This window comes from Pseudomonas sp. B21-051, from assembly GCF_024748795.1.
Taxonomy (GTDB): Bacteria; Pseudomonadota; Gammaproteobacteria; order Pseudomonadales; family Pseudomonadaceae; genus Aquipseudomonas; species Aquipseudomonas putida_A.
The window spans coordinates 1738649-1761099 of sequence record NZ_CP087166.1 but is presented as its reverse complement, the minus strand read 5'-3'; the positions used below and the strand labels follow the sequence as shown (position 1 = coordinate 1761099).

20 protein-coding genes are annotated in these 22451 nt (G+C 59.1%); 16 read left to right on the top strand and 4 right to left on the bottom strand.

The genetic code is table 11. The annotated features are described in order from the left end of the window. Positions 1 to 39 precede the first annotated feature (39 nt). From LOY52_RS07960 to LOY52_RS07930, 7 genes are all read left to right on the top strand, one after another. Entirely contained in the window at positions 40 to 1338 is a 1299-nt protein-coding gene (locus tag LOY52_RS07960; RefSeq protein ID WP_027613946.1) for a serine/threonine protein kinase, read from the top strand. Then, complete coding sequence (locus LOY52_RS07955) at positions 1331 to 2119, top strand: VacJ family lipoprotein (protein ID WP_007969640.1); 789 nt, start codon at positions 1331 to 1333, stop codon at positions 2117 to 2119. The genes LOY52_RS07960 and LOY52_RS07955 overlap by 8 nt, the downstream gene beginning before the upstream one ends. A 597-nt stretch (positions 2120 to 2716) precedes the next feature. After that, positions 2717 to 3982, top strand: coding sequence for an MFS transporter (locus tag LOY52_RS07950; protein WP_258678995.1), 1266 nt, complete (start codon positions 2717 to 2719; stop codon positions 3980 to 3982). Between the two features lie 115 nt (positions 3983 to 4097). Next, the gene (locus tag LOY52_RS07945; RefSeq protein WP_258678994.1) at positions 4098 to 5300 is read left to right on the top strand and encodes a hypothetical protein; all 1203 of its coding nucleotides are present in this window, start codon (positions 4098 to 4100) and stop codon (positions 5298 to 5300) included. Positions 5301 to 5310: 10 nt separating this feature from the next. Next, complete coding sequence (locus LOY52_RS07940) at positions 5311 to 7170, top strand: aminotransferase class I/II-fold pyridoxal phosphate-dependent enzyme (RefSeq protein WP_258678993.1); 1860 nt, start codon at positions 5311 to 5313, stop codon at positions 7168 to 7170. Further along, complete coding sequence (locus LOY52_RS07935) at positions 7157 to 7831, top strand: formyltransferase family protein (protein ID WP_258678992.1); 675 nt, start codon at positions 7157 to 7159, stop codon at positions 7829 to 7831. Before LOY52_RS07940 ends, LOY52_RS07935 begins: the two co-directional genes overlap by 14 nt. Positions 7832 to 7849: 18 nt before the next feature. Then, complete coding sequence (locus LOY52_RS07930; RefSeq protein WP_258678991.1) at positions 7850 to 8728, top strand: Cof-type HAD-IIB family hydrolase; 879 nt, start codon at positions 7850 to 7852, stop codon at positions 8726 to 8728. Positions 8729 to 8744: 16 nt separating this feature from the next. Here the strand turns inward: LOY52_RS07930 and LOY52_RS07925 are convergent, their stop codons facing one another. Then, complete coding sequence (locus LOY52_RS07925) at positions 8745 to 9659, bottom strand: DUF808 domain-containing protein (RefSeq protein WP_258678990.1); 915 nt, start codon at positions 9657 to 9659, stop codon at positions 8745 to 8747. A 134-nt stretch (positions 9660 to 9793) separates the two neighbouring features. On the opposite strand from LOY52_RS07925, the gene LOY52_RS07920 reads away from it, so the two are divergent. Beyond that, positions 9794 to 10399: a TetR/AcrR family transcriptional regulator gene (locus LOY52_RS07920; RefSeq protein ID WP_007969638.1), complete on the top strand. Its 606-nt coding sequence runs from the start codon at positions 9794 to 9796 to the stop codon at positions 10397 to 10399. A 112-nt stretch (positions 10400 to 10511) separates the two neighbouring features. On the opposite strand, the gene LOY52_RS07915 is transcribed toward LOY52_RS07920, so the two are convergent. Together LOY52_RS07915 and LOY52_RS07910 are read right to left on the bottom strand one after the other, a co-directional pair. Beyond that, positions 10512 to 10970 (bottom strand): REP-associated tyrosine transposase, encoded by a 459-nt coding sequence (locus tag LOY52_RS07915; RefSeq protein WP_258678989.1) that lies wholly within the window; start codon positions 10968 to 10970, stop codon positions 10512 to 10514. Between the two features lie 213 nt (positions 10971 to 11183). Next, positions 11184 to 11624, bottom strand: coding sequence for a heme-binding protein (locus LOY52_RS07910; RefSeq protein WP_258678988.1), 441 nt, complete (start codon positions 11622 to 11624; stop codon positions 11184 to 11186). A gap of 269 nt (positions 11625 to 11893) precedes the next feature. Here LOY52_RS07910 and gcl point away from each other — a divergent pair, with 269 nt between their 5' ends. From gcl to LOY52_RS07870, 8 genes are all read left to right on the top strand, one after another. After that, entirely contained in the window at positions 11894 to 13669 is a 1776-nt protein-coding gene (gcl, locus tag LOY52_RS07905) for a glyoxylate carboligase (RefSeq protein ID WP_258678987.1), read from the top strand. A 155-nt stretch (positions 13670 to 13824) separates the two neighbouring features. Beyond that, positions 13825 to 14607: a hydroxypyruvate isomerase gene (hyi, locus tag LOY52_RS07900; protein WP_139054093.1), complete on the top strand. Its 783-nt coding sequence runs from the start codon at positions 13825 to 13827 to the stop codon at positions 14605 to 14607. Between the two features lie 201 nt (positions 14608 to 14808). Next, entirely contained in the window at positions 14809 to 15702 is an 894-nt protein-coding gene (locus LOY52_RS07895) for a 2-hydroxy-3-oxopropionate reductase (protein ID WP_003222962.1), read from the top strand. A gap of 154 nt (positions 15703 to 15856) precedes the next feature. After that, the gene (locus LOY52_RS07890; protein ID WP_258678986.1) at positions 15857 to 17131 is read left to right on the top strand and encodes a glycerate kinase; all 1275 of its coding nucleotides are present in this window, start codon (positions 15857 to 15859) and stop codon (positions 17129 to 17131) included. Beyond that, positions 17128 to 18543 (top strand): pyruvate kinase, encoded by a 1416-nt coding sequence (pyk, locus tag LOY52_RS07885; protein ID WP_258678985.1) that lies wholly within the window; start codon positions 17128 to 17130, stop codon positions 18541 to 18543. The genes LOY52_RS07890 and pyk overlap by 4 nt, the downstream gene beginning before the upstream one ends. Before the next feature lie 147 nt (positions 18544 to 18690). Continuing rightward, positions 18691 to 19605, top strand: coding sequence for an urea transporter (locus LOY52_RS07880; RefSeq protein WP_258678984.1), 915 nt, complete (start codon positions 18691 to 18693; stop codon positions 19603 to 19605). Positions 19606 to 19626: 21 nt separating this feature from the next. After that, entirely contained in the window at positions 19627 to 20451 is an 825-nt protein-coding gene (locus LOY52_RS07875) for an ion transporter (protein WP_258678983.1), read from the top strand. A gap of 179 nt (positions 20452 to 20630) precedes the next feature. Beyond that, positions 20631 to 21626 (top strand): sulfate ABC transporter substrate-binding protein, encoded by a 996-nt coding sequence (locus LOY52_RS07870; protein ID WP_258678982.1) that lies wholly within the window; start codon positions 20631 to 20633, stop codon positions 21624 to 21626. A 161-nt stretch (positions 21627 to 21787) separates the two neighbouring features. Here the strand turns inward: LOY52_RS07870 and LOY52_RS07865 are convergent, their stop codons facing one another. Continuing rightward, positions 21788 to 22408: a DUF5666 domain-containing protein gene (locus LOY52_RS07865; protein WP_258678981.1), complete on the bottom strand. Its 621-nt coding sequence runs from the start codon at positions 22406 to 22408 to the stop codon at positions 21788 to 21790. Between the last annotated feature and the right edge of the window lie 43 nt (positions 22409 to 22451).

Here is a 22451-nt window from a genome sequence, read left to right as displayed (position 1 = left end):
GCGAACTTCATTCGGCACCTTCCTTTAAGGGATCCAGTCATGCTCCGTTCCTTGCGCTTCGCCGCGCTGTTCAGCGGCCTTATTCTGAGTGCGTCCGCACTGGCGGTGGATATCGATGCCGCCAGTTATGGCTATCCCCTGACCAACCCGTTCGAGGCGACCATCGCCACCACGCCACCGGACCTGCGCCCGGAATTGCCGTCGAACGACGAGATCAATCAGTCCGACCACAGCATCACCCTGCGCCCGGAACGGGCCTTCATCCTCCCGGACAATTTCTGGGCGGTGAAAAAACTCACCTACCGTATCGCCGAGCAGGACAAACCGGCACCGCTGATCTTCCTGATCGCCGGTACCGGCGCGCGCTATGACAGCACGCTCAATGAGTACCTGAAGAAGCTCTACTACAAAGCCGGCTACCACGTCGTGCAGTTGTCGTCGCCGACCAGCTTCGACTTCATCAGCGCCGCTTCACGCTTCGCCACCCCGGGCATCACCAAGGAAGACGCCGAAGACATGTACCGGGTGATGCAGGCCGTGCGCGCGCAACATCCGAAACTGCCGGTCACCGAGTACTACCTCAGCGGCTACAGCCTCGGCGCGCTGGATGCCGCGTTCGTCGCGCATCTGGACGAGACCCGACGCAGCTTCAACTTCAAGAAAGTCCTGCTGCTCAACCCGCCGGTCAACCTCTACACCTCGATCAGCAACCTCGACAAACTGGTGCAGACCGAAGTAAAGGGCATCAACAACAGCACCACTTTCTATGAACTGGTGCTGAACAAACTGACCCGCTACTTCCAGCAGAAAGGCTACATCGACCTCAATGACGCCCTGCTCTACGACTTCCAACAGTCGAAGCAGCATCTGACCAACGAACAGATGGCGATGCTGATCGGCACCTCGTTCCGTTTCTCGGCTGCCGACATTGCCTTCACCTCCGACCTGATCAACCGTCGTGGCCTGATCACTCCGCCGAAATTCCCGATCACCGAAGGCACCAGCCTCACGCCGTTCCTCAAGCGTGCGCTGCAATGCGACTTCGACTGCTACCTGACCGAACAAGTGATCCCGATGTGGCGTGCCCGTACCGACGGCGGCAGCCTGCTGCAACTGATCGATCAGGTCAGCCTGTACGCACTCAAGGATTACCTGCACGACAGCCCGAAAATCGCCGTCATGCACAATGCTGATGACGTGATCCTCGGCCCTGGCGACCTCGGTTTCCTGCGCAAGACCTTTGGCGATCGCCTGACCGTTTACCCACTGGGCGGCCATTGCGGCAACCTTAACTACCGCGTCAACAGCGACGCCATGCTGGAGTTTTTCCGTGGCTAAATATCTCCTGCTGATTGCAGCGCTCCTCAGTGCAGGCGTGGCCCAGGCCGACAACAGCAAAGCCAACGCGCCGGTGGTGGTCGACAGCGACGGCTTCAAGGAGCCGCTGTCCAAACTCAAGTTCAACCCGGGGCTGGACCAGCGTGAGTTCGAGCGCTCGACGCTCAACGCGCTCAACGTCTATGACCCGCTGGAGTCGTGGAACCGCCGCGTTTACCACTTCAACTACCGCTTCGACCAATGGGTGTTCCTGCCGGTGGTCGACGGTTATCGCTACGTGACGCCAAGCTTCCTGCGCACCGGGGTGAGCAACTTCTTCAACAACCTTGGCGACGTGCCGAACCTGGTCAACAGCCTGCTGCAGTTCAAGGGCAAGCGCTCGATGGAAACCACCGCGCGGCTGCTGCTCAACACCACTATCGGCATTGCCGGTCTGTGGGACCCGGCCACTGCCATGGGCCTGCCACGCCAGAGCGAAGACTTCGGCCAGACCCTGGGCTTCTACGGTGTACCGGGCGGTGCCTACTTCGTCTTGCCGATCCTCGGCCCGTCGAACATCCGCGATACCGCCGGCCTGGCCGTGGACTACACCGCCGAATCGGCGATCAACTACCTGAACGTGTCGGAAGTCAGCTCCAACCACCCGGAAATCTGGGCCCTGCGCGCGGTCGACAAGCGCTACCAGACCAACTTCCGCTACGGCCAGATGAACTCGCCGTTCGAGTACGAGAAAGTGCGTTACGTGTACACCGAGTCGCGCAAGCTGCAGATTGCCGAGTAACCCCTCCCAACCGCTGGCAAGCGTCGCCCCCGTCGAGCTTGCCAGCGCGTCTTTCCCCCCCCGACATTCTTGTCTTATGCCTGCCCCTCCGCGCCCACCCGGGTAAAGACTGACGCCGCCGCTTCGTCTTTCAGACAGGCCCCGCTGGCTTAACCAACTGGTGAGTCAACGCCGCGAGCAGATTCGAAATCGAACATGAAAATTTAAATGTGAATTTTTTATTAACATTCTGTGACAGCTTATGTAGACTCGCCCCAACACTGCAAAGGATGCAATGACGTGTTCAACGATATTCAAGGAATGATATCGGCTCTCCTTTATCCTCCCTTTCGACGCTGGTCTACCCGATATCTGCAACCCGCAGGTCGCGGCGAACTTTACTATTCAAGACTCAGCGAAATTTGCGCATAGCCTGTCGCTCGACTTATCAGTAAGACATCCTTCGATACATTCCATTATGCCGTCCGGATGGCAGGGTGTTTCGTGCACTTTCAATTAGCTGCGGATGAATTACTTCAGCGATCAGCGTCGGCAATGCATTGATCCACCCATTTCAATCTGCACTTGTCGCGGGTTTGAAAAACGGCCGTCATCAACATGCATACTTCATTAAAAACCGGCATCACCCAATATCTGTCCGAGATGCCAATGTTCATCTGGATATTGTTTATCGGCACCTTTGTAACCCGTGCAACTTCAATGATGGTCTGGCCGTTTATCTCGATCGTGCTGTACACCCGGTTTGGTTTCAGTGCGACGTTTATCGGCCTGATCCTGACCCTGTCGATCGCCCTGTCGTCGATAGCGAGTTTTTACAGCGGTTACCTGTCGGACAAAATCGGCCGCTTGAAAATCATCGTGCTGGGCTGCGTCGTGGCGGCAGGTTCTTATCTGCTACTGGGCATCAGCAGCAGCGCCTACGGCTACATCGCCGGGACTCTGCTGGCAAACCTGTCGTGGGCACTGGTCAACAACCCGATCAAAACCATCATCGGCGATGTCATCGAATCTCGACCTCTGGTCGAGCGCGCCATGCATCTACGCTACTTTTTCCTCAACGCCGGTGCGGCGACAGGCCCCTACTTCGGGCTCAAGCTGGGAATCTCCGCCGACTCAATGTCCTTCGTCCTGGTGACCATGTCCTATGCACTGCTGCTGGTCGGCGTGGTGATCTTCGGTAAAGGTGTAACCCTCAAGGCGGTCAATACCACCAGTTTCAAAAGCACCATGGGCGTGCTCGCCAGAGACCATCTGTTCCTGGCGCTGGTGATCAACAACATCATCATGATGTTCATCTTTGGCAGTTTTGACTCCAGCTTGCCGCAGTTGATGGCCGCCCTTGCCTTCGAAGGCTACCTGCCCTTTATCGCCTCGTTGATTGTCTTGCATGCCTCGACGATCGTGATACTGCAATTGCCGCTTGCCAGTGCGCTGTCATCGGTATCGCTGAATACCAAGATCTATCTTGGCTCGGCCCTGTTGATCCTCGGCGAGGCCGGCTTTGCGCTGGCTGCGCACAACTACGACATCAAAGCATTATGGTATGGCGCTGTATTGCTCATGAGTATCAGCCAGACCCTGCTCTTTCCGTGCATCAACATGTTTGTCGACAGCCTGGCGCCACCTAATTTGCGAGGCGCCTACTTTGGTGCCGCGTCGTTATACAGCATCGGTTTTTCTCTCTCGCCGATTGTCGGTGGACTGTTTATACAGAACCTCAGCGGAACCGCACTTTATATATTCCTGACATTGTCCAGCCTGCTGATGACGCTGATCTTCATGGGGATTTTCCGACAAAGAAAAACCACTGACGAAACAGTTTCCTCAGTAGCCAACATTGAGACTTCACCCACCGCCGGCTGAACACTCGACGCAGAACTTACCAAGTTGCATTGCCGTACGCCAACTACGTTGGCGCGGCGCCTCTTTGCCTAAATAACACCTATTTCTCGAACTTCCCGACTTTCAGGAAAACATCATGAATACGCCGATTTATGACCTCATCCTCTGTGGCGCCGGCCCCGCCAACATCTCGCTGTTGCCTGATCTTATTCAGAATGAACAGATACAGCGCTGCCTGATACTTGAGAAATCCAGCACATTGGGCAGCGGCGAAATCGGTCAATACCGGATCACTGCCAACTCGCTTGGCGGGGTCTTTCTGGAAAAATTCCAGGACCGCACGGACGACTTGAGTCGATTCCTGCAGGGGACGCCAGAATGGGCGTATTTCACCGAGCGGCGGAGCGAGGCGGTAGAGCTGCGTCATGTCGGGCGCTTCCTCGAACACATCGGCACCTATGTGGCCCGGCACCAGGCGCTTTACAAACGCTTCGAAATTTCCACCCAGTCGACCGTCTGCGAAATCCGTCTGACCGCGCAGGGTCACTACTGCGTCAGCTATCTGCTCGATGGCCAGCGCGTACAGGCGTTGTGCAAGAAGATCATCTTCAACATCGGTGGCCGGCTGAATCAAGCCAGCGTGCAACACCCACGACACAACATCAATTCGGATGCGCTGCTCAAGGGCGAACACGACCAGGCGCTGCAAAGTGGCGAATACACCAACCTGGCCATTGTCGGCTCTTCGCACAGCGCCGTTTCCTGCCTTATCCGCCTGGTAGAGCAGCTGGACTTCCCAGGCACCATCACCTTGCTGACCAAGCGCGATTTCAGGCTGTTCTTCGACTCCCCCGCCTCCGCGCGTGAGCAGCACTATCCGTTTGTCGATGCCGATATCTGCCAGGCCAGCCAAAGGGTCAATCGTTATTCGGGCCTGCGATATGACTCGTTCGAATTCGCTCGCAAGATCAAACAAGGCCTGATCCGCAACCTGAACATCGTTGACATCGCGCAGGCCTCTGCCGATCAGGTCCTGAACCTGATCGCGCAATCGGACCTGCTGATCCACAGCACCGGATACAAGGCCGGGCTGGTGCCGATACTGGATGTCGATGGCACGGCGCTGGAGCTGCAACAGGACGATTTCGGATTGCTCACCAACCAGCAACTCAACCCGCTCACCGGCGAAGGTCGAGTACTGGAAAACTTCCATGCATTCGGTCTCGGAGCCGGGATCAAGACGGGTGGCGACAGCGGCGGCGAGGAGAGCTTTCACGGCAGGATCGACGGCGTGTGGATGTACCAGCACGTGGTGCCCGGACTCATTTTCGTTAAATAAGGAAATTACAATGAATAATCAGACAGCCATCATTCTTTGCGCCGGGCGCGGAAGCCGCCTGGGCAAGCGCACGCGCCACACGCCCAAGCCCTTGGTGAAGACCAACAATATCGCGTTCATCGATAACGCCCTGAACAACCTCGAAACGCTGGGTATCAAACACGTGGTCGTGGTGATCGGCTATCAGTCGGAGACCATTACCGCGCATCTGCGGGCGATGGACACCGCCATCACCTTCGAATTCGTGAGCAACCCGGACTGGGCCACGACCAACAACATCTACTCGCTGTATCTGGCCCGCGAACACATTACGCAGAACACCCTGATCATCGAGGGTGACATTTACTTCTCGGCCGCCAGCCTGCAACAGTTGCTGCAGCAACCGGGGGATCTGGTCGCGCTGGTGTCGCCGCTTGGCAAGAACATGGAAGGCACCTACGCCGTCCTCGAAGAGAGCCGACTGCAAGGTTTCGGCTCGACCAAAGACATCGGCCATGAGCCTCGTGACGGGCAATACAAGACCGTCAACCTGTACCAGGTCGGGTCCGCCACGTTCGCCGAGCACATCAAAAAACAACTCGCCAGCAACGTCAGGAAAAACAACCTCAACGCCTACTACGAAGACGTCTTCAAAAAAGCTTCGCTTGAGGGCAAGTGGGATATTCAGACCGTCATTGTTCCGGCAACCGAATGGTATGAGGTCGACAACCATTACGACCTGACGATCTGCAACTACATTTCCAGTCGCGACCGCCTCGGTTTCGTCCAGAACCGCCACGGCGGTTACTGGCGCTACCCGATGCTGGATTTCGCCTTGATCTACAACTTCCATTTCCCGCCACAGCAGATGAAAGACAGGATCAAGGACAACTTCGATCACATCTTCCTCAACTACCCCGGCGCCCGACGACTCATCGAGGAGTCACTCTGCGAATTCCTCGGTGTCTCCCCAAGACACCTGTGTGTGGCCAATGGCGCAGCGGAAATCATCAAGCTGCTTCCGTCCGTGTATGCCGGCAGCGCGCTCGTGACCGTGCCGTCCTTCAACGAATACGCCAACGTCTTCGGTGAGCAGCGCACGCTCTGCCACTACACGCGGGAGGAGGACGACTTCGCTATCGATATCGATGCACTGCTCGCTACCTGCCGGCAACAGCGCCCTGAGGTGGTGATCATCGAATCGCCGAACAACCCGACCGGCGCCCTGACCCCCGCCTCCGCCCTGTCGGCGCTCGCCGTGCAGTTGCTGGAACTGGATATCTCGCTGATCGTCGACGAATCGTTCCTCGATTTCTCCAACCACGCCGACAGCACTTTGCTCAACGTGCTCGACGAACACCCCAACCTGGTGGTGATTCGCAGCATGAGCAAAACCTTCGGTATCGGCGGTATTCGCATCGGCTACCTGGCCAGTGCCAACCAGACCTTGCTGGCGCTGATCAACTCGCTGCTGCCGATCTGGAACATCAACGGTTTTGCCGAGGAGTTCCTGTTGCATCTGCCGCAATACCAGCAGGAATACCTGGCCAGCTGCCAACAAGTCATCAGCGACACTCGCGCCTTTCAACAGGCCCTGGACGCCATCGAAGGCATCAGCGGCTTCAAGACCGAAGCAAACTTCATTTACTGCAAGGCTCATTACGCTGACGCGCAGACCATTTCCAGGTTGTTGCTGGACAAGCACCACATGTACATCAAGGAGTGCTCGGGCAAACGCAATACCGACTCCGACAAGTACTTCCGGGTGTCCTGCCGCACGCCTGAGGAAAACTCCCGATTGATCCAGGCCCTGAGCGACGTGATGCAGGACCTGGCAGTGCAGAAAACCACCAGCAGCCAAGCGCAGGAGAACGCCGTTGAACTCGCCTGAGCAGGTCGTGATTTGCGGCAAGGGCGAACTGGCCATCTTCGCCTGCGAATACTTCAACGCGTCCCCAAAACATACGGTGTCGTACGTGGTCGCCGATCCTTTCGAGCCGGTCAGCACCGAACGGACGCTGATCGAATATTGCCGGGAGCACGGCATCGAGGTGATCGACAGTGGCCGGATCGAAGACCTGCCAGGTTATGCCGACGGCACCTTCGCCTGCGACCTTTGCCTGGTCATTTTCCACAAACGGATATTGCCCAGACGCTTCATTGACTGCTGCGCGAGAATTATCAACCTGCACCTTTCCTACCTGCCCAAATACCGCGGCGTACGCCCGGTCAACTGGGCCTTGAAGAATGGTGAGCGGATGCATGGCGCAACGCTGCACGAGATCAGCGAAGGCATAGACGAGGGGCCGATCCTCAATCAGGTGGCCTTCTGCATCTACCCTGAGTTCGAGGAAGTGGTCGACACCTATACCCGCGCGATGGGATACGCCCGCCAGTTGCTGATGGATACCTTGCCGATGATCGACCGCATTGTTCCGGTTCCGCAGGAGCATGCCGAGATGAGCATCTACTACGAAAAGGACAATCACCGGCTGGAAGAACGCATGACCTTCACCAAAGCCCAATCTCTGAAATTGCTCGAACGCCTATAGCCTTGCGACGCCACTCGATTGTCCGCACAGGCGGCAATCGGGTGGGCAGGCGATCCCTTCCGAGGAGCCATGATGTATTTGCTTATTGCCTCTGACCTGGATGGCACGCTGCTGCTGCCAGGCGATACTTTCGGTGCCTTTACCAAAAGCGTGATTCACAGCCTGAACCGCGCAGGTCATCACATCGTGCTGGCGACGGGTCGGCATCAGACGGACGTCGAGTCGTTGCTCGACAGTCATTCCCCGCCGGTTCACCTGATCACCGCCAATGGCGCACGCATTTCCAGCGCCTGCGGCGGGCTTTCACTGAGCACGGAATTATCGCCCGCCGTTGTCCAGACATTGCTCGAGGAAACAAGCGCCGACAGCGATCTGACCATCAACCTTTATTGCCGATCCGGCTGGCTGATCAGTCGAGAAGACGAAAACCTGAAGGACTTCAGTCAGAACCCGGACTTCCAGCCGACACTCTGCGCGGCCGAGAATCTGCCGCTGCAGGCTGTGCAGAAAGTATTTTTCTTTCAGCGCAGCAAGGATCATGAGGCGCTGGTCAGGCTGCAGGCGCGGCTGGAACAACAGCTGGGCGATCAGATCGGCACGGTATTCACCTTTCCATGGTGCCTGGAGGTCATGGCCAGAGACGTCTCCAAGGGCAATGCCCTGAAGCAACTGGCCGAATTCCTCAACGTGCCCATTCATGCCTGCATCGCTTTTGGTGACGCCATGAACGACGCCGACATGTTGGCCGGTGTCGGCAAAGGCGTGCTCATGGGCAACGCACATGCGGAGTTGATACAGGCACTGCCCGAAGCGGAGATCATCGGCCGACACACCGATGAAGCCGTCGCGCACTACCTGTCCAGGCACCTGCTGAAGAGCGCTGATCACCCGGCATGAACACCTGCGGGCGTCATTACGCCCGCACGGCCTTCCACAACTTGCCAACCAGGCTCACCGCGAGCAACACCACGCCCCCGGCAATAATCCCGGCCACACCATTGAGCAGCACCGGCACTGCAAACCCGGCGCTACCCGCCGCTGCGCCGACGCTTTCGATCCAGTGATGCACCAGCGGGATGCCGTGGGTGAGGATACCGCCGCCCACCAGGAACATCGCCGCCGTGCCGATCACCGACAGGCCTTTCATCATGTACGGGGCGGCGCGCAAGATCGCGTTGCCGATGCTTTTTGCTGCCGAAGCGGATTTCTGCGTCAGCCACAGGCCGAGGTCGTCGAGTTTGACGATGCCGGCCACCAGACCATAAACACCGACGGTCATGACGATGGCGATGCCGGACATCACGATCACTTGCTGGGTCAGCGAAGCGTCGGCCACGGTGCCGAGGGTGATGGCGATGATTTCCGCCGAGAGGATGAAGTCGGTACGGATCGCGCCTTTGATCTTGTCCTTCTCGTAAGCCACCAGATCGGTGGTCGGCTCGGCCACCGCCTCGGTGAGTTGCGCATGCTCGGCATCATCTTCGGCCTTGCTGTGCAGGAACTTGTGCGCGAGTTTCTCGAAGCCTTCGAAGCACAGATAGGCGCCGCCGACCATCAACAGCGGCGTCACCAGCCACGGCACAAACGCACTGATCGCCAGGGCCGAGGGCACCAGAATCAGTTTGTTGAGAAACGAGCCCTTGGCGACGGCCCAGACCACCGGAATTTCCCGCTCGGCGCGCACGCCGGAGACTTGCTGGGCATTGAGCGCCAAGTCATCGCCGAGTACGCCGGCGGTCTTCTTCGCGGCCATTTTGCTCATCAACGCCACATCATCCAGAACGGTGGCAATATCGTCGATCAGCACCAGCAAACTGCTTCCTGCCATGAATCTTGTTTCCTTATGTGAATAATGCCGCGCAGCATACCGCGACTGCGGGCCAGACGGGGCATTCTTGAGCCATGCGCGAGGCCGGTGCTACCATGCGCAACCGCCAGAACAGGCAAGGAACCACCGGGTTTATGAGCACAATCCGCGAGCGCAACAAAGAACTGATCCTGCGTGCCGCCAGTGAGGAATTTGCCGACAAGGGCTTCGCTGCGACCAAAACCAGCGACATCGCCGCCAAGGCAGGATTGCCCAAGCCCAACGTCTACTATTACTTCAAATCCAAGGAAAACCTCTACCGCGAGGTCCTGGAAAGCATCATCGTGCCGATCCTGCAGGCCTCGACCCCGTTCAACCCGGACGGCGTACCGAGCGAAGTGCTCAGTGGCTACATCCGCTCGAAGATCCGCATCTCCCGCGACCTGCCCTTCGCCTCCAAGGTGTTCGCCAGCGAAATCATGCACGGCGCTCCGCACCTGAGCGCCGACCTGGTCGAACAACTCAACAGCCAGGCCAAGCACAACATCGACTGCATCCAGAGCTGGATCGACCGAGGCCAGATCGCCCCGATCGACCCCAACCACCTGATGTTCAGCATCTGGGCCGCGACCCAGACCTACGCCGATTTCGACTGGCAGATTTCTGCGGTCACAGGCAAGGACAAGCTGGACGAGGCGGATTACGAGGCGGCGGCGCAGACGATTATCCGGTTGGTGTTGAAGGGGTGTGAACCGGACTGATAGACCGCGGTGACTGCTTCGCGAGCAGGCTCGCTCCCACATTGGATTTGTGGCGTTCACAAATCCCTGTGGGAGCGAGCCTGCTCGCGAATGGCTGCAACTCGATTTCAGCTCAAATCCAAATGGCATCCCACAGCGGATAGTCGCCAAGCTTCTGCACTAAACCTGCCCGCAACGGGTTGGCCACGATATACCGAGCCAACTTCACCAGATCTTCTTCTCTGCGCAATGCACGATCATGAAAGCCAGATTGCCAAAGACTGGTCTTTCGACCCGTCGAGAGATTCACGGCTTTGGTGCTGAGGGATTTCGTACGCTGCATCAACTCGCTGAGCGAACCACGCTTCAATTCAATCAGCCAATGAAAATGATCTGGCATGACGACCCAGGCCAACGAATTGGCAAACCCCATCTCCTCTGCGATGCGAAATTGGCTGACGACCAATCGACCCAGTGCAAAGTCGCTGAAAACAGGCTGCCTTCCCGCCGTATTGGTAGTCAGTAAGTAGATGCGATTTTGTTCAGAGTAGCGACCAATGCGCAAACGATTTGAAGCAGATAGATCCAGCATTCCTTTGCCTTTTCATGTCCTGATTATGAAAAGGCTAGTTCAGTGAATTTCTGAGCAAGCGTCAGACGGTTAGCAGGATGTGTACGGAAGATCACCTTCGCGAGCAGGCTCGCTCCCACAGTGGACTTGGGTATTCAGACATTTGGTGTCTAAACACAAATTCAATGTGGGAGCGAGCCTGCTCGCGAAAGCGGTTAATCAGACGCTACAAAATCAACCAGCCACCCCCGCATCCGCCCTCAAATCCAACGCCTCCACAGCCTTGATCGCCACCTGCTCATCAATATCCGACAGATCGCCGCTGATCCCGATCGCCCCCAGCACATTCCCCGCCTGATCACGGATCAACACCCCGCCCGGGGCCGGGACGACGCTGCCCTGGCCCATGCTGTTGAGTGCGGCGATGAAGGCCGGGCGTTGTTGCGCGTCCAGCGCCAGCAGGCGTGAGCCCTTGCCCAGGGCGATGGCGCCCCAGGCTTTGCCGATGGCGATGTTCGGGCGCAGCAGGCTGGCGCCGTCTTCGCGTTGCAGAGTGATCAGGTGGCCGCCGGTATCAAGTACCGCGATGGTCAGCGGCGCGGCGTTGATACCGCGCCCCACGCTGATGGCTTCGTTGACCAGATTGACTGCGACTTTCAAGGTTAAAGCGCTCATGGTGCCGTCCTCATTTTGTTATTGGGAAAGTCGTGGGGCTGCGCTCAAGTGCCGCAGCTCGATGCCACAAATAGAACACAATTAATTATTTTTTTGTATACAATAATTCTCGAAAAGCGCCATATGCGACGAAAAGCCACAGCAGAACCGGGCTTGCGACGAATGAAACAGGCGCTTGAGAAAATGGATTGACCTGCGCCGTCCGCCGTGAATACACTCTGCGCAAAGCCACTTGTATACAATTACAAAACGTAAAGAGGCACAAAACCATGAGCAAAATGAGAGCAATCGAAGCCGCCGTTCTGGTGATGCGCCGTGAAGGGGTTGATACCGCTTTTGGCATTCCGGGTGCTGCGATCAACCCGCTGTACTCCGCACTGAAAAAAGTCGGTGGCATCGATCACGTCCTCGCTCGCCACGTCGAAGGCGCGTCGCACATGGCCGAGGGTTACACCCGCACCAAGGCCGGCAACATCGGCGTGTGCATCGGTACGTCCGGCCCGGCCGGTACCGACATGGTCACCGGGCTCTACAGCGCCTCGGCCGACTCGATCCCCATCCTCTGCATTACCGGCCAGGCACCCCGCGCCCGTATGCACAAGGAAGACTTCCAGGCCGTCGACATCACCAGCATCGTCAAGCCCGTCACCAAGTGGGCGACCACGGTTCTGGAGCCGGGCCAGGTGCCTTACGCGTTTCAGAAAGCCTTCTACGAAATGCGCTCCGGTCGTCCAGGCCCGGTGCTGATCGACCTGCCGTTCGACGTGCAGATGGCTGAAATCGAATTCGACATCGACGCTTACCAGCCACTGCCGCTGGCCAAACCGACCGCGACCCGCGTTCAGGTCGAGAAGGCGCTGGCTTTGCTGGATCAGGCCGAGCGCCCATTGCTGGTGGCCGGTGGCGGCATCATCAATGCCGACGCCAGCGATTTGCTGGTGGAATTCGCCGAGCTGACCGGCATTCCGGTCATCCCGACCCTGATGGGCTGGGGCACCATCCCTGACGATCACCCGCTGATGGTCGGCATGGTCGGTCTGCAGACGTCGCACCGTTACGGCAACGCCACGCTGCTCAAGTCCGACGTGGTGCTGGGTATCGGTAACCGTTGGGCCAACCGTCACACCGGTTCGGTAGACGTCTACACCGAAGGGCGCAAGTTCATTCACGTCGACATCGAAGGCACCCAGATCGGCCGCGTGTTCACCCCGGACCTGGGCATCGTGTCCGACGCCGCTGCCGCGCTGACCGTGTTCATCGAAGTCGCCCGTGAATGGCAAGCCGCCGGCAAGCTGAAAAACCGCAGCGCCTGGCTGCAGGATTGCCAGCAGCGCAAGGCCAGCCTGCAGCGCAAGACCCACTTCGACAACGTGCCGGTCAAGCCGCAGCGCGTTTACGAAGAGATGAACCAGGTGTTCGGCAAAGACACCTGCTACGTCAGCACCATCGGTCTGTCGCAGATTGCCGGCGCGCAGTTCCTGCACGTCTACAAGCCGCGTCACTGGATCAACTGCGGTCAGGCCGGCCCGTTGGGCTGGACCATTCCGGCAGCGCTGGGCGTGGTCAAGGCCGATCCGAACCGTAAAGTCGTGGCCCTGTCGGGGGACTATGACTTCCAGTTCATGATCGAGGAGCTGGCGGTCGGCGCTCAGTTCAAACTGCCTTACATCCACGTCGTGGTGAACAACTCGTACCTGGGCCTGATCCGTCAGGCCCAGCGCGGGTTCGAAATGGACTACTGCGTGCAGCTGTCCTTCGATAACCTGAACGCGCCGGAACTCAACGGCTACGGTGTCGACCACATCGCAGTCGCCGAAGGCCTAGGCTGTAAAGCCCTGCGCGTGTTCGAACCATCGGAAATCGCCCCTGCCCTGCGCAAGGCAGAACAGATGATCGAAGAGTTCAAGGTACCGGTGATTGTCGAGATCATCCTGGAGCGTGTGACCAACATCTCCATGGGGACCGAGATCAACGCCGTCAACGAATTCGAAGACCTGGCACTGGTCGGCAACGACGCGCCAACGGCGATTTCGTTGCTCGACTGATCTGCCGGGATTTGATGGCCGCGGTTACTCCCCTGTAGGAGCTGCCGCAGGCTGCGATCTTTTGATCTTGTATTTCAGGATCAGGATCAAAAGATCGCAGCCTGCGGCAGCTCCTACACAAAGCCATCATCATTAATTCGCAACAGGAGACCACCATGCCGCGTTTCGCAGCCAACCTGTCCATGCTGTTCACCGAACAGGATTTCCTTGCCCGTTTCGACGCCGCCGCCAAGGCCGGTTTCAGTGGTGTGGAATACCTGTTCCCGTACGACTTCAGCTCCGCCGAAATCAAGGCAAAGCTCGATGCCAACGGTCTGACCCAAGTGCTGTTCAACCTGCCGGCCGGCGACTGGGCCAAGGGCGAGCGCGGTATCGCGTGTCTGCCGGATCGGGTTGAAGAGTTCCGCGCCGGGGTCGATCTGGCGATTGCCTACGCGCAAGTGCTGGGCAACACCCAGGTCAACTGCCTGGCCGGTATCCGTCCGCAAGGCATTGATGACGCAACCGTCGAGAAGACCTTCGTCGCCAACCTCAAGTACGCCGCCGACAAGCTGCAGGCGGCCGGTATCAAACTGGTGATGGAAGCGATCAACACCCGCGACATCCCGGGCTTCTACCTGAACAACACGGCGCAAGCCCTGTCGATTCGCGAGCAGGTCGGCAGCGCCAATCTGTTCCTGCAATACGACATCTATCACATGCAAATCATGGAAGGCGATCTGGCCCGCACCCTGCAATCGCACCTGGGCGAGATCAACCACGTGCAGCTCGCGGACAACCCGGGGCGCAACGAACCGGGCACCGGTGAGATCAACTACCGCTTCCTGTTCGAACACCTGGATCGCATCGGTTATCAGGGTTGGGTGGGTTGTGAATACAAGCCTCTGACCACCACTGAAGCCGGTCTTGGCTGGCTCAAAACTCACAACGCAATCTGACGAACACTGCAAAACCCTTGTGGCGAGGGAGCTTGCTCCCGCTCGGCTGCGCACCAGTCGTAAACCCTGCAAACCGATTTTGTCTGACACACCACAGTGGCTGGTTTCGGGGGTGCTTCGCCCCCCAGCGGGAGCAAGCTCCCTCGCCACAAAGTGTGTTCGGCAGATTATTTGGCTACACAAAAACAAGAGGATTTTCTCATGGCTAAAATCGGATTTATCGGCACCGGCATCATGGGCCACCCAATGGCTTCGAACCTGCAGAAAGCCGGTCACAGCCTGTTCCTGTCGGCGCACCACGATGCCGCTCCGGCCGATCTGGTTGCCGCTGGCGCCGTCGCCTTGGCCAACCCGCGCGAAGTGGCGCAGGAAGCTGAATTCATCATCGTCATGGTGCCGGATACCCCACAGGTCGACGACGTACTGTTCCGCGCCGACGGCGTCGCGGCTGGCATCGGCAAAGGCAAAGTAGTGATCGACATGAGCTCGATCTCGCCGACCGCCACCAAGGCTTTCGCCAAGAAGATCAACGAAAAAGGCGCGCAGTACCTCGACGCTCCGGTATCCGGTGGTGAAGTCGGCGCCAAGGCAGCGACCCTGAGCATCATGGTCGGTGGCGACGCGGATGCCTTCGAACGCGCCTTGCCGCTGTTCCAGGCCATGGGCAAGAACATCACCCTGGTCGGTGGCAATGGCGACGGCCAGACCGCCAAAGTGGCGAACCAGATCATCGTCGCGCTGAACATTCAGGCCGTGGCTGAAGCCCTGCTGTTCGCCTCGAAAAACGGTGCCGATCCAGCCAAGGTGCGTGAAGCACTGATGGGCGGTTTCGCTTCGTCGAAGATCCTCGAAGTGCACGGCGAGCGCATGATCAAGGGCACCTTCGACCCGGGCTTCCGCATCAGCCTGCACCAGAAGGATCTGAACCTTGCCTTGCAAGGCGCCAAGGAGCTGAACATCAACCTGCCGAACACCGCCAACGCTCAGCAAGTGTTCAGCACCTGCGCGGCCATCGGTGGCAGCAATTGGGACCACTCGGCGCTGATCAAGGGCCTGGAACACATGGCCAACTTCTCGATTCGCGACAAAAAATAAAGCCTGCACAAAACCCTGTGGGAGCGAGCCTGCTCGCGAAAACGGTTGCACATTCAACATCGATGTTGGCTGACACACCGCCTTCGCGAGCAGGCTCGCTCCCACAAGGGGTCCGAGTTGCCCTTTCGAATAACAAGAATTCCGGGAGCCCGCCATGTCGGTCGATCCGCAACAACTGCTGCGCGAGCTGTTTACCACAGCCATCGACGCGGCCCATCCGAACCAAGTCCTCGAAGCCCATCTGCCCGCCGATCGCACGGGTCGGGTGATCGTCATCGGCGCCGGCAAGGCCGCAGCCGCCATGGCGCAGGTGGTCGAGCGCTGCTGGCAGGGTGAAGTATCCGGTCTGGTGGTGACCCGTTACGGTCACGGCGCCCCGTGCGAAAAAATCGAAGTGGTCGAAGCCGCGCACCCGGTGCCGGACGCTGCCGGTCTGGCCGTGGCCAAACGCGTGCTGGAACTGGTCAGCAACCTGAGCGAAGACGACCGCGTGATCTTCCTGCTGTCTGGCGGCGGCTCTGCCCTCCTCGCCCTGCCGGCCGAAGGCATCACCCTGGCCGACAAGCAATCGATCAACAAAGCCCTGCTCAAATCCGGCGCGACCATCGGCGAGATGAACTGCGTGCGCAAGCACCTCTCGGCGATCAAGGGTGGCCGCCTCGGCAAGGCCTGCTGGCCTGCCACTGTCTATACCTACGCGATTTCCGATGTACCGGGCGACCTCGCCACAGTGATCGCCTCCGGCCCGACAGTGGCCGACCCAAGCACTTCGGCCGAAGCGCTGGCGATCCTCAAACGCTACGGCATCGAAGTCCCGGCCTCGGTGCGCACCTGGCTGCAAAGCGCGGAATCGGAAACCGTCAAACCCGGCGATCCGAGCCTGGCCCGCAGCCACTTCCAGTTGATCGCCCGCCCGCAGCAATCGCTGGATGCTGCGGCGGTGAAATGCCGTCAGGCCGGTTTCAGCACGCTGATCCTTGGCGACCTCGAAGGTGAATCCCGCGAGGTGGCGAAAGTCCACGCCGGTATCGCTCGGCAGATCATCAATCACGGGCAGCCGCTGGCAGCGCCGTGCGTGATTCTGTCCGGCGGCGAAACCACGGTGACCGTGCGCGGCAATGGTCGCGGCGGGCGCAACGCCGAATTCCTCTTGAGCCTGACCGACAGCCTCAAGGGCCAGCCCGGCGTTTACGCGCTGGCCGGCGACACCGACGGCATCGACGGTTCGGAAGACAACGCCGGCGCAATCATGACCCCGGACAGCTACGCCCGCGCCGCCGCTCTTGGCCTGAGCGCCAGCGACGAGCTGGATAACAACAACGGCTACGGCTACTTCGAGGCGCTCGACGCGCTGATCGTCACCGAGCCGACCCGCACCAACGTCAACGACTTCCGCGCCATCCTGATCCTTGAGAACTGCAAATCATGACGCCTGATAAAAAGGTCAAAATCCTCGCCACCCTCGGGCCTGCCGTCGATGGTATCGAAGACATCCGTGAACTGGTCGAGGCCGGGGTCAACATCTTCCGCCTGAACTTCAGCCACGGCGATCACGCCGACCACGCCAAGCGCTATCAGTGGATCCGCGAAGTCGAGCGCCAGCTCAACTATCCGCTCGGGATCCTGATGGACTTGCAGGGGCCGAAACTGCGCGTCGGCAAGTTCGCCGAAGGCAAGGTGCAGCTGCATCGCGGTCAGGCGTTCCGCCTCGATCTGGACGCCACACCCGGCGATGAACGCCGGGTGAACCTGCCGCACCCGGAGATCATCGCCGCGCTCGAAGCGGGCATGGATCTGCTGCTGGATGACGGCAAACTGCGCCTGCGCGTGGTCAGCAAATACTCCGACGCGATCGACACTACCGTGCTCAATGGCGGCGAACTGTCGGACCGCAAAGGCGTGAACGTACCGCAAGCGGTGCTCGACCTCAGCCCGCTGACCGCCAAGGATCGCCGCGACCTGAGCTTCGGTCTGGAGCTGGGCGTGGACTGGGTGGCGCTGTCGTTCGTGCAACGTCCGCAGGACATTCTCGAAGCCCGCGAGCTGATCGGCGACAAGGCCTTTCTGATGGCGAAAATCGAGAAGCCGTCAGCGGTTGAGCAACTGCGCGAAATCGCCGAGCTGAGCGATGCGATCATGGTCGCTCGCGGCGATCTCGGTGTCGAAGTGCCGGCGGAAAGCGTGCCGCAGATCCAGAAGAACATCATCAGCACCTGCCGCGAACTCGGCAAACCGGTGGTGGTGGCGACGCAGATGCTCGAGTCGATGCGCTTCTCTCCGGCGCCGACCCGCGCTGAAGTCACTGACGTGGCCAACGCTGTGGCTGAAGGCGCGGATGCAGTGATGCTCTCAGCCGAAACTGCGTCCGGCGAATACCCGCTGGAAGCGGTGCAGATGATGAGCAAGATCATCCGCCAAGTGGAAAACGGCCCCGACTATCAGACTCAGCTCGATGTCAGCCGACCGAAAGCCGAGGCGACGGTGTCCGATGCGATCAGCTGCGCGATCCGCCGCATCAGCAACGTGCTGCCGGTGGCGGTGCTGGTCAACTACAGCGAGTCGGGCGCTTCGACATTACGTGCCGCACGGGAACGGCCGAAAGCGCCGATCCTCAACCTGACGCCGAACCTGCAGACCGCGCGCCGCTTGAGTGTCGCGTGGGGTATTCATTCGGTGGTCAACGATCGCCTGCGTCAGGTCGATGAAGTGTGTTCGACCGCGCTGGAAATCGCCCAGGCACAAGGCATGGCCGAGCGTGGCGATACGCTGCTGATCACTGCGGGGGTGCCGTTCGGGCAGCCTGGTTCGACTAACTCGCTACGGATTGAAACATTGATTTAGCGCCTGTACCGGCCTCTTCGCGAGCAGGCTCGCTCCCACAGTTGATTTGTGTGCATCACAAACTCAATGACTGAACAAAGATTCAATGTGGGAGCCAGCCTGCTGGCGAAGAAGGCAACTCGGTTTCACTGACTTTCAGAACTGCCCATGCCTGCCAATCATTTCAATACCCACTGCCCCGACTGGGCCGAGGCTTTGCTCAACGGTTTCAGTCAGATATTTCTTCAGCGCCACCCGCTGTGCGGCCTGTTGTGCCTGCTGGCGATCCTGCTCACTGCGCCGGTGCTGTTTGCCGGCGCGCTGCTCGGGGCGGTCGCTGGATTGCTCACTGCACAGCGACGTAACTATGCCAAGGCTGATCGTCAGGCCGGATTGTTCAGTTACAACGGTGTGCTGCTCGGCTTGTTGCTGAGCCTGTATTTCCCCTGGTCACCGCTGCTGCCGCCGCTGATTCTGGCGGCTGGCGGCCTCAGTGCGATGATCACTCAGCAATGGCTCAAACACGTGTACCGCAGTCGATCGATACCGGCCTACACCTCGCCGTTCGTGGCCATCGGCTGGATCCTGCTGCTGTTCGCCGAGCCATCCGCGCCGACGGCGCACATCGAGATGAACACGCTGAACCTGCTCGCCGCAGGACTGCGTGGATTGGGTCAGGTGATGTTCCTCGATCATCCGCTGGCCGGCGCATTGATCGGCATCGGCTTGCTGATCGCTGATCGCCGTGCTTTTTGCTGGGCATTGCTCGCGTCGGCTATCGGCCTGGCGTCGAGCCTGCTGCACCACGAAAGCAGCACCGCGTTGCTGGGGCTGGGCAGCTACAACGCGGTGCTCGCCGCCCTCGCCTTCAGTGCGCAGCGCCAACAACCGTGGCTGCCGCTGCTGGGCATCGTCCTTGCGCTGCTGGTCACCCCGCTGTTTGCTGCCATTGGTCTGGCGACGCTGACCGCGCCGTTCATCCTCGCCGGCTGGCTGATCCGCGCCGGGATCCAGATGCTCGGCAAAGCGGCCGTCGACGCCACGCCTTGCGCACAGGGGGAGAATCAACCTAGGCTGCGCTGATCTTCAATTCAGGCGTTATCCATGGACAGCAGCAACAGTTGGCGCGAACGGCTTTACGTGATGATTTTCCAGAGCGACACCCTCGCCGGGCGGCGCTTCGACGGCACCTTGCTGTTGATCATCCTTGCCAGCCTGGTGGTGGTGATGCTCGACAGCATAGACAGCATTCACCAGAACTACGCCGATGTGCTGGCCTACATCGAATGGGGCTTCACCCTCATTTTTCTCGGCGAGTACATCCTGCGGCTGTATTGCTCACCGAAACCGTTGCGCTACGCCTTCAGTTTCTACGGACTGGTGGATCTGCTGGCGATCGTGCCCGGAATTCTGGCGCTGTATTACAGCGATGCGCAGTACCTGCTGATCATCCGTATCATCCGGATGCTGCGGATCTTCCGGGTGCTCAAGCTCAGCCCGTACCTCAAGCAAGCCAACTATTTGATGTCGGCGCTGCGCGGCAGCAAGCAGAAGATCGTGGTGTTTCTGGTCAGCGTCTGCACCCTGGTGACGGTGTTCGGCACCCTGATGTACGTGATTGAAGGCCCGGAACATGGCTTCACCAGCATCCCCAAAGGCATCTATTGGGCTATCGTGACGTTGACCACCGTCGGCTTCGGCGACATCGTGCCCAAGACCCCGCTGGGCCAGGTGATTTCGTCGCTGGTGATGATCACCGGTTACTCGATCATCGCCGTGCCCACCGGGATTTTCACTGCAGAACTGGCCAACGCCATGCGCGGCGAACAGCTGCAACATGACTGCCCGGCGTGCAAGAAAAACAGCCATGAACAGAGCGCGGCGTTTTGCTCGCGGTGTGGCAGTCAACTGTTTAAGAAAATGGAATAAGCACAGAGCTTTTTAATCTTTAAGCGACTATGCGTGCCCCGTTATAGTCAGTGGCAATTGAACATCACCCCCTGTAGGAGCTGCCGCAGGCTGCGATCTTTTGATCTTGCTTTTTAAAATCAAAGTCGAAAGATCGCAGCCTTCGGCAGCTCCTACACATAAACAACAAGGAATGCGCAGTGAAAAAACTCTTTGGCGCCTCACTTCTCGCCGCCGGTCTTGCCTTTGGCAGCGTGGTTCAAGCCGCACCGACCCTGCTCAACGTCTCCTACGACGTGATGCGCGATTTCTACAAGGACTACAACACTGCGTTCCAGAAACACTGGCAGGCCGAGCACAACGAAAACATCACCGTACAGATGTCCTTCGGTGGTTCGAGCAAGCAGGCGCGTTCGGTGATCGATGGCCTGCCGGCTGACGTCATCACCATGAACATGGCGACCGACATCAACGCCCTCGCCGACAACGGCAAACTGGTTCCGGAAAACTGGGTCACCCGCCTGCCGAACAACAGTGCGCCGTTCACCTCGGCCACCGTGTTCATCGTCCGCAAAGGCAACCCGAAAGCCCTGAAAGACTGGCCGGACCTGCTCAAGGACGGCGTCCAGGTGATCGTGCCGAACCCGAAAACTTCGGGCAACGGCCGCTATACCTACCTCTCGGCCTGGGGCTACGTGCTGAAGAATGGCGGTGACGAGAACAAGGCCAAGGACTTCGTCGGCAAACTGTTCAAGCAAGCGCCGGTGCTGGACACCGGTGGCCGCGCCGCGACCACCACGTTCATGACCAACCAGATCGGCGACGTGCTGGTGACCTTCGAGAACGAGGCCGAAATGATCGCTCGCGAATTCGGTCGCGATCAGTTCGAAGTGATCTACCCAAGCGTCTCCGCCGAGGCCGAACCACCGGTGTCGGTGGTCGACAAAGTGGTCGACAAAAAAGGCACCCGCGCCGCCGCCGATGAATACCTGAAGTACCTGTGGTCGCCGGAAGGCCAGGAAATCGCCGCTGCCAACTACCTGCGTCCACGGGACCCGGCAGTGCTGGCGAAGTACACCGACCGTTTCCCGAAAGTCGACTTCCTGTCGGTTGAAAAGACCTTCGGTGACTGGCGTTCGGTGCAGAAGACCCACTTCAATGATGGCGGGATTTTTGATCAGATCTACAGCCAGTAAGATTTTGCGGACATGAAAAAGGCGACCTCAACAGGTCGCCTTTTTTGTGGCGAACCCCTGTAGGAGCTGCCGCAGGCTGCGATCTTTTGACTGTGATTTTAAAAACCAAGATCAAAAGATCGCAGCCTGCGGCAGCTCCTACAGGGGTCATGTGCTGACAGTTACATTGGTGGAGTGACGCCATCCTTGCCGGCGGAAATCGATTGCGCCGTTAATGTGCCGTCGGCGTCCTGGGTGACGAAGCTGACAATCTTCACCCCGGCCTTGAGCAAACTCCGATCCCCCGGCGTCAGGTTGACGATCGGCACGTCCTCCGGCACCAGTATCTTCTGCTGCCCGCCCTTGTAGTTCACCGTCAGCACCCGGCCGTTGCTGACCACCAGATCACCGACACTGCCATTGGTCATGCTGCTGCCCTTGGCCAGATCAAAGGGCCGATGGCCGTCACCGCTGCCGGCCAGTTCCGGCGGAAATACGTGCACTTCCAGCGCCTTGAGCGTGCCATCCTCCTGCGGCATGGCGGCCGAGCCGATGTAGCTGCCGGGCTTGATGTCCTCGATATTGGCCAGGGTGACAGCGCGAATCCTGGTGTCCGGGCTCAACCGGATCAGCACGTTCTCGCCGCTGTTGACTTGGACTTTCAGCGAATCGGCGCTGACCCCGGTGATCTCGCCGCGCACGCCGAGACGCATGCCCGGGGCATCGGCAGCCTGCACCGCAGTGGCACTGAGCAGGCCGATCAAGGCAATCGTGGTGGTGTGACGCAGCAGCTGGCGCAACATGGCAATCCTCCGGTGATGAACAGTTAAAGCGCAGCGGTAAACA